The sequence below is a fragment of the Levilactobacillus parabrevis ATCC 53295 genome, assembly GCF_001434055.1.
GTDB classification, from domain to species: Bacteria; Bacillota; Bacilli; order Lactobacillales; family Lactobacillaceae; genus Levilactobacillus; species Levilactobacillus parabrevis.
In genome coordinates, this window is the sequence record NZ_AZCZ01000002.1 from 19,736 (window position 1) to 34,915 (window position 15,180).

Here is a 15,180-nt window from a genome sequence, read left to right on the forward strand (position 1 = left end):
GCTTTTTCTGTCAATTGTTTCCGCTTTCTTCTGGCCTTATCGTTGAGACAAGCAAGAAATCCAAAACGAAGAAGGTCATCTCCATGAATATCTATCAAACGATGTATCGGCCGCTAAAACCGGCTGGAATTGACGATCGACGTGCCAATATTGTTGGTGGTGGGATTGCTGGACTGGCAACTGCGGTATTTCTGATTGACGACGCACAGATGCCAGCGCGTAACATTACGATTTTCGAGAAGAAGCCCGTTATGGGGGGCTCGATGGATGGAACCAAGGATAGCCAAGGTTACCTGTGTCGGGCCGAACGTGAGCTGGAACCCTACATGGAATGTCTGTGGTACCTCTGCAGTAAGATTCCATCACTGGAGAATCTCGGGCGGACAGTGTTGGATGACGTGGTCGACTTTAACCGTGATGAACCCATTCACAGTGAAGCGCGGGTCATCATCAACCAAGGTGAAATCGACAGTCACTACCACGATTACAAATTAAAGCCAGAATATGCGGCAACCATGCAACTAATCGTGAACTCGACGGAAGAGGAGTTGGCCGACAAACGGTTGGACGAATTCTTCGATCCCGATTTCTTCCGCACAAACTTCTGGACTTGTTTCCACAGTCAATTGGCTTTCAAACACTACCACAGTGCGATCGAATGTCGGCGTTACTGGCAACGGTTCACCTTCATTTCTCGGCACGAGTATTTGGAAGGCTTCGTGCACACGAAGTACAACGAATACGATGCCATCATCTTGCCAATCGAACGTTGGTTGATCGATCAGGGTGTCCGCTTTGAAAATAACTTTAACGTGACCGACTTGGGCTTCTCCGACGCCAACAACACGGTCAATGAAATTATTGCAACCCGTGATGGCAACGCTGCCAACGTTCATGTGAACCGGCAGGACTTGGTCTTCGTCACGACTGGTTCCATCAGTGAAAATAGTACCTTTGGGGACAACCACACCGTGGCCCCAACGAACCGCGATACTGAGGACATGGGAACCTTCACGATTTGGCAGAACTTAGCAAAGAAGGATGCGAAGTTTGGTCATCCTGAGAAGTTCTTAGGGCAGATCGACAAGACCAAGTGGATCTCATTCTTCCCAACGGTTAAGGATTACCCTGAATTCTTCAAACGGATCGAAGAGATGTCTGGTAGTCCGGCTGGTACGGGTGGTCTGATGACGTTCAAGGATTCCAACTGGGACCTGTCGTTTGAAATTCACCACAAGCCATTCTTCCCGTATCAAGCTGACGATGAAGAAGTTGGCTGGGGCTACGGCTTGTATGGTGAAAACGAAGGGAATTACATCAAGAAACGGATGTGGGACTGTACCGGGGATGAAATCCTAACGGAACTGCTCTACCATCTGGGAATGCTCGACATCAAGGATGAAGTTCTCGCCCACACCTACATGTCGACGGCGATGATGCCATACTGTACCAGCCAGTTCATGCCACGTAAGGCGGGCGATCGTCCGCTGGGTGTGCCAGCTGGATGCACCAACTTGGGCCTGTTAGGGCAGTTTGTGGAAATTGACGATGACGTGGTCTTCACGGTAGAAACTTCCGTACGGACCGGGTTAGAGGCCGTCTATCAACTGCTGAACTTCGACAAGAAGCCGCTGGAAGTCAACCCCTCGCGTTACGACATCCGGTACCTCTTGGAACGGCTCAAGCGATTCCAAGGTATCCATGGCGATGTGACGGTCGCGGACTTGCCACAGGTTGAACCCGCAGAGTTGCCCGCTCTGACGGAGAAACTCCTGAAGGTTGTCAACGCCGTACCACCGTACTACCAGATGTATCTTGGCCGTGACCAAACAATCCCCCAAAAGGCCGCGGTGCTCCATCCTAAGGCACCACACAGCAAATAATCGACCCTTTACCCCCGTAGATTCTGTGTGATGTTTGTGAAAAAGGCTGCCGTCATGGTGGCCTTTTTTGCGTTGTTAAGTGATCAAGATGACTCCTATCCGTATTGTAATATGGGGTGAGAATGATGGTCAGAGCAAGTGAATTTGAGCTATAAGGTTAGTCGGAGAATTCAGATGGTTTGCGTAGTATACGGGACTGCCGGAAGTTTGGCTAGCCCCCTAAAATAAGGGGATTTATAAAAGGCCGATGCGCGACCGGAGCTATCGGCTTTCAAATTTCTAAAAGAATTTTCTTGGGTTAGAGATTCCACTAATGTCCGCCCAACACCATGTGAGACCTTATCTACCCCGCCTATAAACAGTTATGCTATTCTAAAACTATCATAATGTTTTGAGGGGGATTTTGGATGAACAAAGGACGCGTGGAGGCTTTCACGGATGCGGTGATCTAACCATCATGGTGCTGGAGTTTAAGACACCGGAGGAACCAACGTTTACGGCGCTAATGGCGAACTGGAGCTATCTCGTGGCGTATTTGATTAGTTTTCTATTTATCGGCGTGGCTTGGTACAACCATCACTACATGTTCAGTCTGACCAAACGGGTGACGAAGAAAATCTATTGGGTCAATAACCCCTGGATTCTGACCATGAGTATGTTGCCGGTCTCAACGGCTTGGGCTGGGCGGTTTATTAACGATGTCCACCCGGAGTTATTCTATTTCTTTATTTTCACGCTGTGGGCCTTGGCCTACGCGGCATTGTCCTATACCGTTATGCGAACCAACCGGAAGGACCATCCGGAAATCGCCGAGAAAATTCGAAAAATGCCGGCTTACCGACTACACGCGAATGTTTGGTTCTGGCTGATCTGGGCGGGTGTGATTGCTCTCATCTTTTACTGGCCACCAATATCGTTGGTTTTCACCTTGGCGGAGTTGGTGCTGATGGCCGTTTTGACACCGGCAGATAGTGATAAATTGTTTTAGGTATTTGAATACTGTATTTTTGGAAAGGTGACTTATTATTTCGTGTTGTTGTACACCTTGTCGATAATATTAGGCCGCTGGGAGGAAGAAATTCATGGGCACAAAAAAGTCTGTCACCAAGAAAGTTCAAATTAGTATTGATAAAAAATTAGCCAATGATGCTGAAGCCATCTTTGAAGATATTGGGCTAAATCAAGCGACTGCACTGACAGTATTTTATAAAAAAGTGGTGGCGGAGGGTGGACTACCCTTTGATTTAAAGCAAACACCAGAGCAACGGAGAAATTGTCGACTGCATGAAGCTTTGACAGGTATTCCGGTCCAGAAGTTAGAGAGTCGTGGACAAATTGAAACGTGGTTTAAAGATGAGACTCAAGATTATTAGGCACGAGGCTAGGCTTCCAAATTGAATTGAGTTAGACTGAAATGCATTATTTGAAATTCGCAGACGTTAAAGAGACCCATCAAAACATACAGATGGGCCTTTTTGGCGCAACCGGCCGGACGTGGTATCCTAAACGTATCAATTGTTTTGGAGGAGTCTCATGCAAGATGAATTATTTAGTATTCCGCCAGTCGTTTATTGGGGCTGGTTGGTGCCGCTCTTATTCGGCGCCATCTTCTTTACCAGTTATGCTATCGAGAAACGGCGACTGAGCAATGGTATTTGGTTTTCACTATTTTTCTACAGCACCATGGTCATGCTAGCCATCTCGATTATGGGATATGGCAACAAGCTCCTGTTTGGTTTTAGTCTGATTGCCTTCATCGTGGTGATCCTACTGATTGGGCTGGCGTTCGCGCTCCAAGCCTTTCTCTTGCTGTGGAATGCGTGGATCGTTTGGCGCCGCGAGAGTCATACCCTGGCCAACATGCTGACGTTATTCCTAGGGATTGCAATTCTGCTGACCCCGTTTATCGTGCGGCTGACCTCGCTCTACCTGCCATTACCGCTGGCAACGTTCATTAATCTATTTCCTGCTATGGTGATTATTTACGTGCTCTTTTGGTTCTACAACTACTTAACGATGCTGGTGATTTATCAGTTCAACCATCCGCGCTACCGGCAGGATTACCTGATTGTCCTGGGGGCAGGGCTGTTAAATGGGGATGAGGTTTCCCCGTTACTGGGCCAACGGATCGATCGCGCCTTGAAATTTTACCGTAAGCAGCTGCGTAAGATTGGCCAAGGCCCCGTGATCATTTTCTCCGGAGGCCAGGGTGCCGACGAAACGGTGTCGGAGGGGGTGGCTATGCGTCAGTATGCTATTGACCATGGCTTGCCGCCTGAACAGGCGATTGCTGAAGATCAGTCGAAGACCACCTATGAGAACATGGTCTTTTCCAAGAAGATCATCGCGGCCCGGGGTAATGTTCAACCACGAATAACGTTTGTGACCAACGGCTACCACACCTTCCGCGCGGGGATGATTGCCCGCAAGGCTGGTCTGAAAGCCAACGGTATCGGCGCCCATACGGCGAAGTTCTTCCTACCCAACGCCATCATTCGCGAATACATCGCCATTTTCGTTGGCAATAAGCGCTGGCACGCCATCGCCATTGGGCTGATGTTCGTGCTGAGCCTGGTTCTGGTTTGGGCGGAATATCAATAAGATTATAATGCGTTTTGATTGTATCTCCTCAAGGGTTCCTGTAGTGTTGATCCCTGAGAGGTGAGAGCCGTGGAATCTTTGAACCTACACCAAGTCGAGCAGCCAATCCGTTCGTTGGCAACGTATCAAGATGTTCTGACACGGGTAACGCCAGAGAATATGGTGATTTTGACCGAGAATCAGGCACCTAGGTTTGTCATGATGACAGCGGTGGATTTTGAACGTCAGCAGAAACGGTTGGCGACTTATGAACTACTAGCTATGCTTATCAAATCTAAATCAGGCAAGGAGTATTCCTTAGCCGACCTTAAACGAGAGTTCTTAAGTGGCAAAGATTAAAAGTAAAGAACTATGGTTGTCTTTCATTTACCATTCTCTTACGTATAGCAACTAATTTTAATCCGTAACAAAACAGGAATTTCAGGTTTCTCCACAATAGAGAAAGTTTGAAATTCCTGCTTTTAGTTACTCATCACGATGAGCCTGATAGCTTGCGAACACCGCGTAACCTAGTGCGATGGCCAGCAAAGTTCCCAGACCGTAAAATAAGATATTCCCCAGTGCTACCATAAATGGAGCCCTCCCTACGTCGATTAACCTCTAATATAATATCAAAAGGTTAATATCGGGTAAACCGGTAGCGGCTGGTTTGTTAATTTGTAATATTTGGAGGGCTATTTCACGAGGTAAACGTGGTCCTTGACCAAGTCAATCGGCGTGAAGTGGTGGTTCAGCGCGCGGGTATCCTTGTTTTCTAGGAGCTCGGCGTGATTCCAGAAGTCCTCGGATCCGGTTGCGCCGTGGGGTTCGCCAATGACGACGAAGTCTACGTCCTTATTCGCGGCCCGGATGGCCTGTAGCAAGTCCCAATCCAGCGGTAAGCCGTCGGGAGACCAGGACATGACGACCACGCCAACCTCATCCTGATACTTTTCCCAGGCAGCGACGGCGGCGAGTGGTTCAATGGCTGTCAGCGGATGCCGACCCGTTTCGTTTTCACTGGTCCACGCCTGACTATCCGTGGCGTAGACCGTCTTGTGGGCGTCGCGGAGTCCTTTAGAAATGTAGCCATTGCCGGCCATTACTTCCAACACGGCCCGGTCACCCACGAATTTCGCGAGATCGGTCACAAAGGGTGCGGATGTATAGGCCCACATTCCGTAGTGATTCTCTAGGTAATCGCGGAAGGACCGCAAGTCGTGGTCCAAATCGGGCAGAGCGGCAGTCAACTCATTCCAGAGTTTATCCCCGGTTGCATCGCCAGCGGGGTACTTTTCACCCAACTTCTTAAAGATCTGATCCTGCACGTCATCGGGTAGCTGAAGGAGGGGCACTTGTTGTGGCAAATCGCCAGCAGCCAGCATCCGGTCGGCCAGCAGGATATTACTGATCAGAATCTTAACGGCAGGAAAGTCATTGAATTGATGATAATAGTCCGTCATCCGCGCGATGTAGGCGGTTTTTCGCTGATTTAAGGGTTGATGGCGAATCTTTTTCTTGAGCTTTTTGAGTTTTTTAGGATTCAAGGGAGAGGGTCCTTTCGAAAGTGAATTTGAGTTTTTATAATGTTAATTCAAGGTTTTAATAACTATAAGAAAAGATTGTAATTGGGTCTATGGGGCTAAATCTGTGTTAGCCGTGAGAATTATCTTAGTGGCTGGACATCAACTTTAAGATGAAGTTAGTGGCGACCTGTTTTTTGATTCTGGGGGTGGCCACTGGAGTTGACTGACGGTAGACCATAGCCGGAGGAGGCCAGGATGGAGCCAGCTGTGTCGGTGGCGTTAGAGCGGGTGTTAGGTTTTCCCCGGTCTTACGGCACGGGACGAGCTTGGAGATGCGCGACTTGGGCGCAGCTTCAAGTCGAGCTGGAAGCCCGGACTTTGGCTGGAAGCGACCCCACAGCAGGTGGAATTCTGGCAGCCGCAGGCGGGGTAAGGCGGACTATAAACACAAGTTTAGCTCCCAGAACCAATAAAAGAGTCGACCGGCGAGAACCGGCCGACTCATCGTATTAATGGTCGTCTAAATGCAGATCCAATTCTTCCTGCTGGTTGGTATCCTGCGGCGTAGCCCGGTTTTCCCGGCCGTGCAGGTAGCCATCGATCAGTTGGTAAATTTCGTAACGATCGCGGCCACTCAACAGTTCCCGGTTGAAGCTAAGCTGCTTACCAGAGAGAAACAACCGTCCGAGGTCGTACTCATCGCGTTCGGCCTTCCCAGTGAGGTAGTCCATGGTGACGTCGAAGTATTCCGCGAGCTTACGAACTTCAACGAATGAAGGCGTCCGGATACCCCGTTCCCAATTTCCAATCTGTGAAGCCGTATTTTTGGAATGATCATCCGGCCCCACGGACTGTTGTTCGTTTAAGGCCGTTGCCAGTTGTTCCAATGTAATGTGTTGACCGCGCCGTAAAGCCCGAAGTCGTTCAGAAAACATTCAACTCACCCGTTTCTTTCGATAGTCTTTACGCTTATTATACCACTTAGCGTTGTTTTTAACCGAAAGTTGACTATTTCACCAGTGAATCGGTTAGCCGCATAAATTCTGCGACGTCCTGCTTGATCAGTTTGACACCAGCCAACCAGAAGTCCGGCTTGGTCAGGTCGACCCCGAGGTGCTTCTGCGCCAGTTCCTCGGTGGACATGTTCGCCGTGTCCCGGAGGAGGGCGATGTAGCTATCCTCGAAGTCACCTTCCTGCTGGGCCTTGGCGTAGATCCCCAGACTGAACAGGTAACCGAAGACGTAAGGGAAGTTGTAGAAGGCGGGTTCGTCGATGTAGAAATGCAGCTTGCTAGCCCACAGATGAGGCGAGTAGGTCGAAAGGTCGTGACCGAAGGCTTCCTTCTGGGCGTTTAACATCAGCTCGTTCAGCTCAGCTGGGGTGACCAGCTTCTTCTGCCGGAGTTGGTAGAAATGCGTTTCAAAGAGGAACCGCGCGCGGATGTTCAGGAACATTGCCAGTGGATTATCCATCTTGGCGTTGATCAGCGTGATCTTCTCCGCATCGGTCTTAGCGGCTTTCACGTTGGCATCCGCCACGATCAATTCGCCAAAGGTTGAGGCCGTTTCCGCTACGTTCATGGCGTAATCTTGCCGCAACTGAGGTAAGTCCTCCATGACACTGGAGTGAAAGGCGTGGCCCAACTCATGTGCTAGCGTGGAGACATCGTTTGGCGAGCCGGTAAAGGTCATGAAGATCCGAGATTCATTGGTCTCCGGAGCACTTTCCATCCAGCCACCCGGTGCTTTGCCCGCCCGGTCTTCGGCTTCGATCCAACGGTTTTCAAAGGCCTGTTGTGCGAGGGCGGCCATCTTCGGAGAGAATTCACCGTAGTGCTTGATAATGAAGGCTGCGGCCTCGTCGTAAGTGAAGTGGTGGAGTTGGCTACCTGGCAAATTCAGGGGCGCTTCCACGTCCTGCCAGCCGGCGTGTTTCTTACCTAACAGTGCCGCTTTACGGTCGAGATAGTCGAGCAGAAATTGCTTGTTATTGTCGACCACTTGCCAAATGGTGTTCAGGGTTTCGGCGCTTAACCGGTTGTCCTTTAAAGGTTCACGCAGAAAATCAGTCGTTCCGTGAGCAGCGTACTCGGTCAATCGGAAGCCGGCCAAATGGTTCAACGTGTCGGCAAAGAGTTGTTCCTTGTCCGTCCAAGCCTGTTCCCACGCGGGTAAGAGGTCGGCCCGGTACTGCGGATCGGCGTTTCCCAGCAGATTGTTGTCGGCTTGCCCGGCAGATAGCGTGGCGGGGTTACCGTCCGCATCGTGGAAGGGCACGGTGACCGTGGCAACTAGGGAGTCGTAGTGAGAACTCCAAGCGGCCTTGCCGTCGAGGTTGAGCCGGCTGATGAGGGCCTCGGTCTTGTCGTCCAGTAATTCCTTGCCATCTTCGCGCATTTCCTTCAAATTGAAGGCGATGGGTTTGAGGTCAGGTTGGGCCAACATCTCGGCGAAGTTAACGTCGGGAACCTGAACCAGAACTTTTTTGAGCTTACCACTCACGTTGTCGGCCTGGGTTCCAAGGTCTCGTAGTTGGGCTTCCATCGGGGCAACGTCGGGATTATTAACGTCCGCGGAACCCACGGCAGTGATGAAGATCCCCGCCTGGCCGATGGCGTTGTTGATGGCCTGAAGTTGGGTGATCAGTTTTAAAAATTGCTGATACTGTGGGGCGTCACTGGCCGCATCCCAGCGGTCCAGGAGATCACCGAGGGCCGCAATGGCAGTCTTGGTCTGTGCCAATTTCGTTTTCAACTGGGCGGAGTTGATGCCGCCACTAAAGAGTGAATCGAGATCCCAATTCAAAGAATATTTCATAAGCAGGCCCTCCTAGGCAGTATTTTAACTTGAATGAAGCGGGTGTAACCCGGTGAAATCGCATGTCGACGGCGCATGTTGTGCCTATTATAGCAAATTTCGTATCGATTGCGCTGGAAGAAAGAACTCCGTATACTAACGGAAGAGAGAAATTGTGCGCAGGCCCATCGTGGCGGGCGCGGAGAATTGGGAGGCAACAATTGTGAGTAAACGAAAGAAATGGGGACTAATCAGTCTCGGCGTGATCGTTGTGCTGATTGCGGGGGGCTTGCTGGGTGCGAGCCTGTACTTCTACAACATGACGGTGGCTAGCGGTAAGAAAGATTTTGTCGCGAGTGGGGCAACCCTGAAGAAGAGCGACCCGATGTATAGCCAGAAGAAGTGGTATCAGGATGTGAAGAAGCAACGGTGGACGGAAAAGGCTGCTGGGGCCAATTTAAAATTAGTCGCGGACTACATTCCAGCGGTAAAAGCCACCAAGAAGACAGTGGTGCTGGTCCACGGCTTCGGCTCCAATAAGGAAGCTATGGGCGGCTATGTCGCCATGTTCCATCAACTGGGCTACAACACGCTGATTCCGGATACCCGTGGCCAGGGACAGAGTCAGGGGAAAGTTATCAGTTATGGTTACTATGAGAGTAAGGATTATTTGAAATGGGTCAATCAGGTCATCGCCAAGCAGGGAAAACAGTCGCAGGTCGTCTTATTTGGGGTCTCCATGGGGGGCGCCACGACGATGATGACCAGCGGCTTGAAGACACCGAGCCAGCTGAAAGCCTACATTGAAGACTGTGGGTACACCGATGCCCAGGCGGAAATCACCTACCAGGCCAAGCAGATGTACAACGTTCCTTATTGGCCGTTGGTGCCGTTAACCAGCACGGTAGCACGGGTCAAAGCCGGCTTCCACTTCAAGGATGCCAACGCCGTAGCCGCGGTCAAGAAGAATCATAAGCCGATGCTGTTCATTCACGGTGGGGCGGATACCTTCGTGCCAACGCGGATGGTCTACCAAGTTTACCGCGCCGACAGCGGCCCTAAGCAACTGCTGATCGTGCCGGGCGCTAAGCATGCTGCGGCGCTATCTCATAGCCCAGCCCTGTACGAACGTAAGGTTAAGGCCTTTTTGGCGGAATATGTGAAGTAGTTAAGGTTAGTTGGGAGGTAGGTGATTCACATGGAAATCGAGACAACGCGGCAATTTCGGCCGGTGACCGATACGGTGCTGGGCCTGGGTGCGACCCTTTTGATGGGGGCTATCGATGCCGATACCTTTCTTAAACACGGCGAAGTCCTGGTCAGCGCACAGACGGGAAACTTAATCGTGGGCGTGGTCAAGCTGGTCACGAGTGGCTGGCAGGCTGCGTGGGTCAACGGGTTCGTGTGGGTCGGTTACTTTCTGGGTTGCTTTGTGGCACAGGGGCTGAGCGAACACGTGGGTGAGCATAATCATCGCCGGCAAATGCGGTGGCTAATGCTGATTGATGTGGTAGCTTACGCCGCGCTGGCGGGGCTACAGCGTAGTCTGCCGGAGCAGTGGCTGTTGTTTTTCCTTGGGATTATGGCTGGTTTTGAGCTGACGACTTTTCGGCAGGTTGGCGGGATTGCCATCAACAATGGTATCATGACCGGGAATACAAAAAATATGGCAACGAGTGCCTACCAGGCATTGATCGATGGTAATCGGGCCGCTCGCAACCGCTTCTTCCGCTTCATCCTAGTCCTGGTCACCTTCCTATTAGGGTGTGCTGTGGGTGTTAGACTCGCCAATTTGGCGGCGCTCGATGTTTTATGGATAGCGAGTGGTTTCAAGCTGGCGCTACTGTGCTGGCTGTTTGTGCCGATGGCTATGGAAAAACCGCGCACGTGAACGGTTGGGTTGTGACCGTAAATAGCGTATAATTAACGAGATAAGTGACCAACCCACCCGAGAGCCTTTCGGGACTGAAAACTAAGGAGCACAGCATATTGTTAATAACAGGACTAATTATCGGTCTGTTGTTGATCGGGCTGGTGCTCGGCTACCTCATCAGACGGCGACAACACCGCGCAGAATTAATGGCGGTGCAAGCAGAAGCCCGCGAGATTATTGCCCAGGCGACCGAGCAGACCAAAGCAAAGGTGGACCAGCTTAACCAAAAGAGCCGGCGCGATACCTTGGCCTATCAACAATCCGTAAAAGATGAACTGACCGAACAGCAGAGTGACATTCAGGTAAGAGAACAACGGCGTCAACAACGTGAACAGCTTATGGGGCAGATGGCCGTCCGCTTAGACGACCAGACGGCCATGCTGGATGAGCGTAGCCAGGCTAACCGAGATCAACGGCAAGCGATTCATTTGCGCCGCGACCAGGCAGGAGAATTACGTGAGAAGCGTGAGGAAACGCTGGTCGAACAGGCGGGGATGGACGTAAAGGCCGCGCAAGACACGGTGGTTCAAAACACCGAGTTGGAATTAAAGCGTGATCGTGACGTTGAAGTCAAGGCACTGAACGACAACGCCGTGGCGAGTGCCGAACGCTGGGCCAAGGACGTGGTGCTTTCCGCCACCGAGAGTGGGCCGCAGGATTTGCCGAAGGAACATTTGGAACACACCGTCACCGTCCCTAATGGTGAGATTCGCAGCAAGATCATCGGTCGCGAGGGCCAGCACATTCGCCTTCTCGAGACGTTGACCGGGACTGATTTGATTTTTGTGCCAGACGATAACACCACGTTATTTATCAGCACGCACGATCCGATTCGCCGTGAAGTGGCCCGGGTGGCTCTGACCAATCTGGTCGCTAGTCGGCGGATCTCCGCAACGCAGATTGAAACGCAGGTCGAAAATGCCCAGCGTGACGTCAACCACAGCCTGTGGGAGACCGGGGAACAGACCGTTAGCCTGCTCCACGTGGGCTGGATGCATCCCGATCTGATGAAGCTGATTGGGCGTCTCAAGTACCGGACCAGTTACGGTCAAAACGTGTTGCTTCACTCGATTGAAGTGGCGCAGTTGACCGGTGCCATGGCCGCACGCTTGGGATATAACACGCGATTGGCCCGCCGTGCCGGCTTGCTCCATGACTTGGGGAAGGCCATCGACCATGAAGTCGAGGGGACCCACGTGGAAATCGGAACGGAATTTGCCCAGAAGTATGGCGAAGAGGACGTCGTGATCAATGCGATTGCGGCCCACCATGGCGACGTTGAGAAGACGTCACCACTGTCCGACCTAGTTGCCGCAGCCGATGCCATTTCTGGTGCCCGGCCCGGTGCCCGGAGCGAGTCAGTTGAAGATTATATCAACCGACTACGTGCGCTGGAACAGATTGCCAACGAGCAGTCTGGGGTCTCGGAAAGTTACGCCATCCAGGCCGGTCGGGAACTACGGATCATCGTCAAGCCACAAGAACTGGATGACAGCGCCTCAGCTGAGCTGACCCAAGAAGTGGCCAAGCAGGTTGAAGCCAAACTGACGTATCCCGGCAAGATCAAGGTCACCACGATTCGAACGTCCACGGCGGTCGAATACGTTGGCGATGAAAAGAAAAAGAAGAAGCACAAAAAGAAAAAAGCCGCTAACGCCTAGAGTGTTACGGGTGAATTGAGGTAGCCAACCGGTAGTGATCCGGAGTTGCTGCCTTTTTTGATGGATGTTTATTATTTGTGTTGGACAATTTGAGAATGAGATTGCTGGTTGCGGAGAAAGAGGCATGCAGATTAAATGTGAGGTGTGATAATGCTGGCGGGCTAGATTAATGTAAAGCCGTAGGGATGGTGAAAATGGGCCCAACTGTGGGAATTATCTTAGCGGTGGGTTACGCCGCTTAGATAATTGGTGCGGGTGAAACTCGGTTCTCAGAGGTTCATCCGCAAGCCTAAAGACCGTTCTATGGCTTTAGGCGTCCGCCCGCAGTGTCCCGGCCCATTTTCACCATCCCGAAGGCAATGGAATAAATTCAAAAAAGCAGTTATCACTAGTATCTCGGGAAAGGAGATAACAGTGATAACTGCTCTTTACGCAACGCAAAAATTATTCAGGATCGTAAACCACGGTAAAGTTCTTATTCGCTGTGGCATCAATAGTCGGGTGTTCTTGCAGGTAATCCGCAATGATTTCACTCATGGCACCCTGACTTTCAGCGCGAATCTTGTCGGCGCTGTACATCGGGTAGTGGCCACCGCCGACCGCACGATACTGGTTCAGTGCAATGCGGAGCCGTTGGTCGTCTTCGATTGGCTGACCGTGGTAGGTGAGGTTCTCGATGCGTTGGCCCATCGGCTTGGCCACGTTGATTCGGTAGTCAACGCCCTCATACATGTCGTAGTTGTATTGACGACGCTTGGGGTGAATAAATGCCGGATTGACAATGATTTCGCCGTCTTGAGAGCTGAAGTAGCGGGCGGTTACTTCCAGCGCGCCCTTCAGATCTGCCCCGGTAATGTTTAAGAGGGATAAGCCGTTTGGGTAGACGTAGTTGGTCATAATATTTCGCATGGTGATGGGGTTTTCAAATCCACGGGCTTCATCGTTAAATAGCGCCGTTGCGGAGATGTCTGCGCCCATCGTGGCCATTTGAACTTTTTGAATAAATTCGATGTAAGGTGTCTCGTCGATACGAGCTGCGAAGGGATCGGTGAAGGTCATGTCACCCTTGATGTGGCCTAACGGTTGATCTAGCCAGTGGCCGACCTCATCGTTTAAACCATTTGCGGCTTTTAAAACTTTTTCGTCCAGTGGGGCTTCGGCTGCGGAGACCAATTCGGAGCCGTGGTTGACGACGATGACCTTGCCGTTGGCGTCCCGGTCGAGGTCCAACGTAATCTTACCGATGGCTTGGCCTCGGAAACCGGGTTGCGTGGTCGGAATGTCAAAGACATCTGTCGCCAGTTGCCGGTGTTGGTGGCCGGTGACCAGAGCATCGATGCCAGGAATGGCCTCTAAGATATGGTAGGCTTCGTTTTCGCCGACGTGAATGTCATTAGGCTTACCCGTGGTTAAATCGCGTTCAAAGCCACCGTGATAGCACACAACGACGATGTCGGCTTGTTCACGAATGATGGGCACATATTTTTTAGCAGCAATGTAGGCCGATTCGAATTGTAGGCCACTGATGTTGGTGGCCTTTTCCCACTTGTAGACGGCTTGGGTGGTGAGCCCCAGCACGCCGATCTTGATGCCTGCCTTTTCGATGATTCGGTAAGGTTGGCCGTATTCGGGGTCCCCATTACTATCTAAAATGTTGGCGCACAAAATGGTTCGCTTGGCGTCGCGAATCGCAGCTTGTAAGTACTTTTGACCGTAGTTAAATTCGTGGTTACCGAGAATCCCACAGTCGTAATCGATTTGGTTATAAATGTTCATCAAGGGTTGAGGATCGCGGTCGGGATTCACCCGAGCTACGTAATAGGCGAGGGGTGATCCCTCGAGAAAATCCCCATTCTCAATGGTGACGACCGGACCCTGTTCCTTGGCGGCGGCTTGCTCTTGGGCAATGACCGTGGCCGCACGGGCCAGTCCGAAGCCCAGTTGGGTCCCCTTCTTCACGTAGTTCGTGGGGAAGACGTACCCGTGGGTATCGCTTGTCGATAAAATTGTCAGCTTCATTAGATCTCACCCTCCAATAACGTCTAACAGATCACTAGCGAACAGCCGCCGAATCTATAACGTGTTAAAGAAATTATAAGCTAGTTTGTACCGAGTGTAAATTTACGATGGCAAATTCTCTTAAATTATGAGGAGTTTTCTCACAATTGGGTGGGGAAAGGGAGCGGGAAACGGTTTCTTTTGACTGTGGGGATCTGTCTGGGATGTTTTTTGTTGGAAAGTTTGGAGATAAGGTAGTTTTTAGTGGGGTGCGGGGGATTCTGTTGGTAGGGTAATTTTGGAAATATATGATTTTTAGGAGATGTGGGTTGGGAAGAGGAGTGATGACTGTCCAAAGAAGCCGTTGTTGACTATTTTAGTTTGGTTCGATGGGTTTTCTCTCGCCAGAACACTTGGGAAATATGCGGCCTCTGAAACGAGTTGTGCGAGGTAGACTCTTCCGCTTAGGCAAATAAGAGATTTCTGGTCGGCGAAGGTTGTTAGTGGCTACTTTAGTTTGGTTCGTTAGATTTTCTCTCGCCCGGAAACTGGGGAAATATGCGGCCTTTGAAACGAGTTTCGCAAGGCAGGTTCTTCCGCTTAGAAAGCTAAGTCCTCCTGTCCGGCGAAGGTTGTTTGTTTCGTTAGATTTTCTCTCGCCAGAACACTGGGGAAATATGCGGCCTCTGAAACGAGTTCCGCAAGCCAGATTCTTCCGCTTAGCAAAATAAGTGACTCCTGCCCGGCAGAGCCGAACAGAAGCCCCTTATTTCCCTAATGCTCGGAATCTAAACGGCTTGCTT

The 15,180-nt window shown here is 51.1% G+C and carries 12 protein-coding genes; 8 read left to right on the top strand and 4 right to left on the bottom strand.

The features are described 5' to 3' along the window. Positions 1-83 precede the first annotated feature (83 nt). The 5 genes from FD07_RS00705 (at position 84) to FD07_RS00725 (ending at position 4,823) form a co-directional block, all read left to right on the top strand. On the top strand, positions 84-1,883 hold the full coding sequence (locus tag FD07_RS00705; RefSeq protein ID WP_020089104.1) for an oleate hydratase: 1,800 nt from the start codon (positions 84-86) through the stop codon (positions 1,881-1,883). Positions 1,884-2,286: 403 nt separating this feature from the next. Continuing rightward, entirely contained in the window at positions 2,287-2,871 is a 585-nt protein-coding gene (locus FD07_RS00710) for a TMEM175 family protein (RefSeq protein ID WP_235804770.1), read from the top strand. Positions 2,872-2,965: 94 nt separating this feature from the next. Then, positions 2,966-3,256 carry a type II toxin-antitoxin system RelB/DinJ family antitoxin gene (locus tag FD07_RS00715; RefSeq protein WP_020089106.1) on the top strand — a complete coding sequence of 97 codons (291 nt, stop codon included), beginning with the start codon at positions 2,966-2,968 and terminating at the stop codon, positions 3,254-3,256. 160 nt (positions 3,257-3,416) lie between these two features. Next, positions 3,417-4,484 (top strand): YdcF family protein, encoded by a 1,068-nt coding sequence (locus FD07_RS00720; RefSeq protein ID WP_020089107.1) that lies wholly within the window; start codon positions 3,417-3,419, stop codon positions 4,482-4,484. Positions 4,485-4,553: 69 nt separating this feature from the next. Then, a complete protein-coding gene (locus FD07_RS00725; RefSeq protein WP_020089108.1) occupies positions 4,554-4,823 on the top strand; it encodes a hypothetical protein in 270 nt (89 codons plus the stop codon). 335 nt (positions 4,824-5,158) lie between these two features. Here FD07_RS00725 and FD07_RS00730 read toward each other — a convergent pair whose 3' ends face one another. The 3 genes from FD07_RS00730 to FD07_RS00745 all read right to left on the bottom strand — a co-directional run bounded on the left by FD07_RS00730 (position 5,159) and on the right by FD07_RS00745 (position 8,806). Next, positions 5,159-6,010, bottom strand: coding sequence for a hypothetical protein (locus FD07_RS00730; RefSeq protein WP_020089110.1), 852 nt, complete (start codon positions 6,008-6,010; stop codon positions 5,159-5,161). 488 nt (positions 6,011-6,498) lie between these two features. Next, complete coding sequence (locus FD07_RS00740; RefSeq protein ID WP_020089112.1) at positions 6,499-6,924, bottom strand: helix-turn-helix domain-containing protein; 426 nt, start codon at positions 6,922-6,924, stop codon at positions 6,499-6,501. 73 nt (positions 6,925-6,997) lie between these two features. After that, complete coding sequence (locus FD07_RS00745; RefSeq protein ID WP_020089113.1) at positions 6,998-8,806, bottom strand: M3 family oligoendopeptidase; 1,809 nt, start codon at positions 8,804-8,806, stop codon at positions 6,998-7,000. A 202-nt stretch (positions 8,807-9,008) separates the two neighbouring features. On the opposite strand from FD07_RS00745, the gene FD07_RS00750 reads away from it, so the two are divergent. The 3 genes from FD07_RS00750 to rny all read left to right on the top strand — a co-directional run bounded on the left by FD07_RS00750 (position 9,009) and on the right by rny (position 12,379). Continuing rightward, positions 9,009-9,953, top strand: coding sequence for an alpha/beta hydrolase (locus FD07_RS00750; RefSeq protein WP_020089114.1), 945 nt, complete (start codon positions 9,009-9,011; stop codon positions 9,951-9,953). Between the two features lie 30 nt (positions 9,954-9,983). Then, positions 9,984-10,676, top strand: coding sequence for a YoaK family protein (locus FD07_RS00755; protein ID WP_020089115.1), 693 nt, complete (start codon positions 9,984-9,986; stop codon positions 10,674-10,676). Between the two features lie 98 nt (positions 10,677-10,774). Next, a complete protein-coding gene (gene rny / locus FD07_RS00760) occupies positions 10,775-12,379 on the top strand; it encodes a ribonuclease Y (RefSeq protein WP_020089116.1) in 1,605 nt (534 codons plus the stop codon). Positions 12,380-12,823: 444 nt separating this feature from the next. Here the strand turns inward: rny and FD07_RS00765 are convergent, their stop codons facing one another. Beyond that, positions 12,824-14,398, bottom strand: a complete 1,575-nt coding sequence (locus tag FD07_RS00765; protein ID WP_020089117.1) for a bifunctional metallophosphatase/5'-nucleotidase — start codon at positions 14,396-14,398, stop codon at positions 12,824-12,826. Between the last annotated feature and the right edge of the window lie 782 nt (positions 14,399-15,180).

Bases quoted from the DNA above. Each gene is read 5' to 3' on its own strand.
- FD07_RS00705 (WP_020089104.1), top strand. From the start codon at position 84: ATGAATATCTATCAAACGATGTATCGGCCGCTAAAACCGGCTGGAATT.
- FD07_RS00715 (WP_020089106.1), top strand. From the start codon at position 2,966: ATGGGCACAAAAAAGTCTGTCACCAAGAAAGTTCAAATTAGTATTGAT.
- FD07_RS00720 (WP_020089107.1), top strand. From the start codon at position 3,417: ATGCAAGATGAATTATTTAGTATTCCGCCAGTCGTTTATTGGGGCTGG.
- FD07_RS00740 (WP_020089112.1), bottom strand. From the start codon at position 6,924: ATGTTTTCTGAACGACTTCGGGCTTTACGGCGCGGTCAACACATTACA.
- FD07_RS00745 (WP_020089113.1), bottom strand. From the start codon at position 8,806: ATGAAATATTCTTTGAATTGGGATCTCGATTCACTCTTTAGTGGCGGC.
- FD07_RS00755 (WP_020089115.1), top strand. From the start codon at position 9,984: ATGGAAATCGAGACAACGCGGCAATTTCGGCCGGTGACCGATACGGTG.
- FD07_RS00765 (WP_020089117.1), bottom strand. From the start codon at position 14,398: ATGAAGCTGACAATTTTATCGACAAGCGATACCCACGGGTACGTCTTC.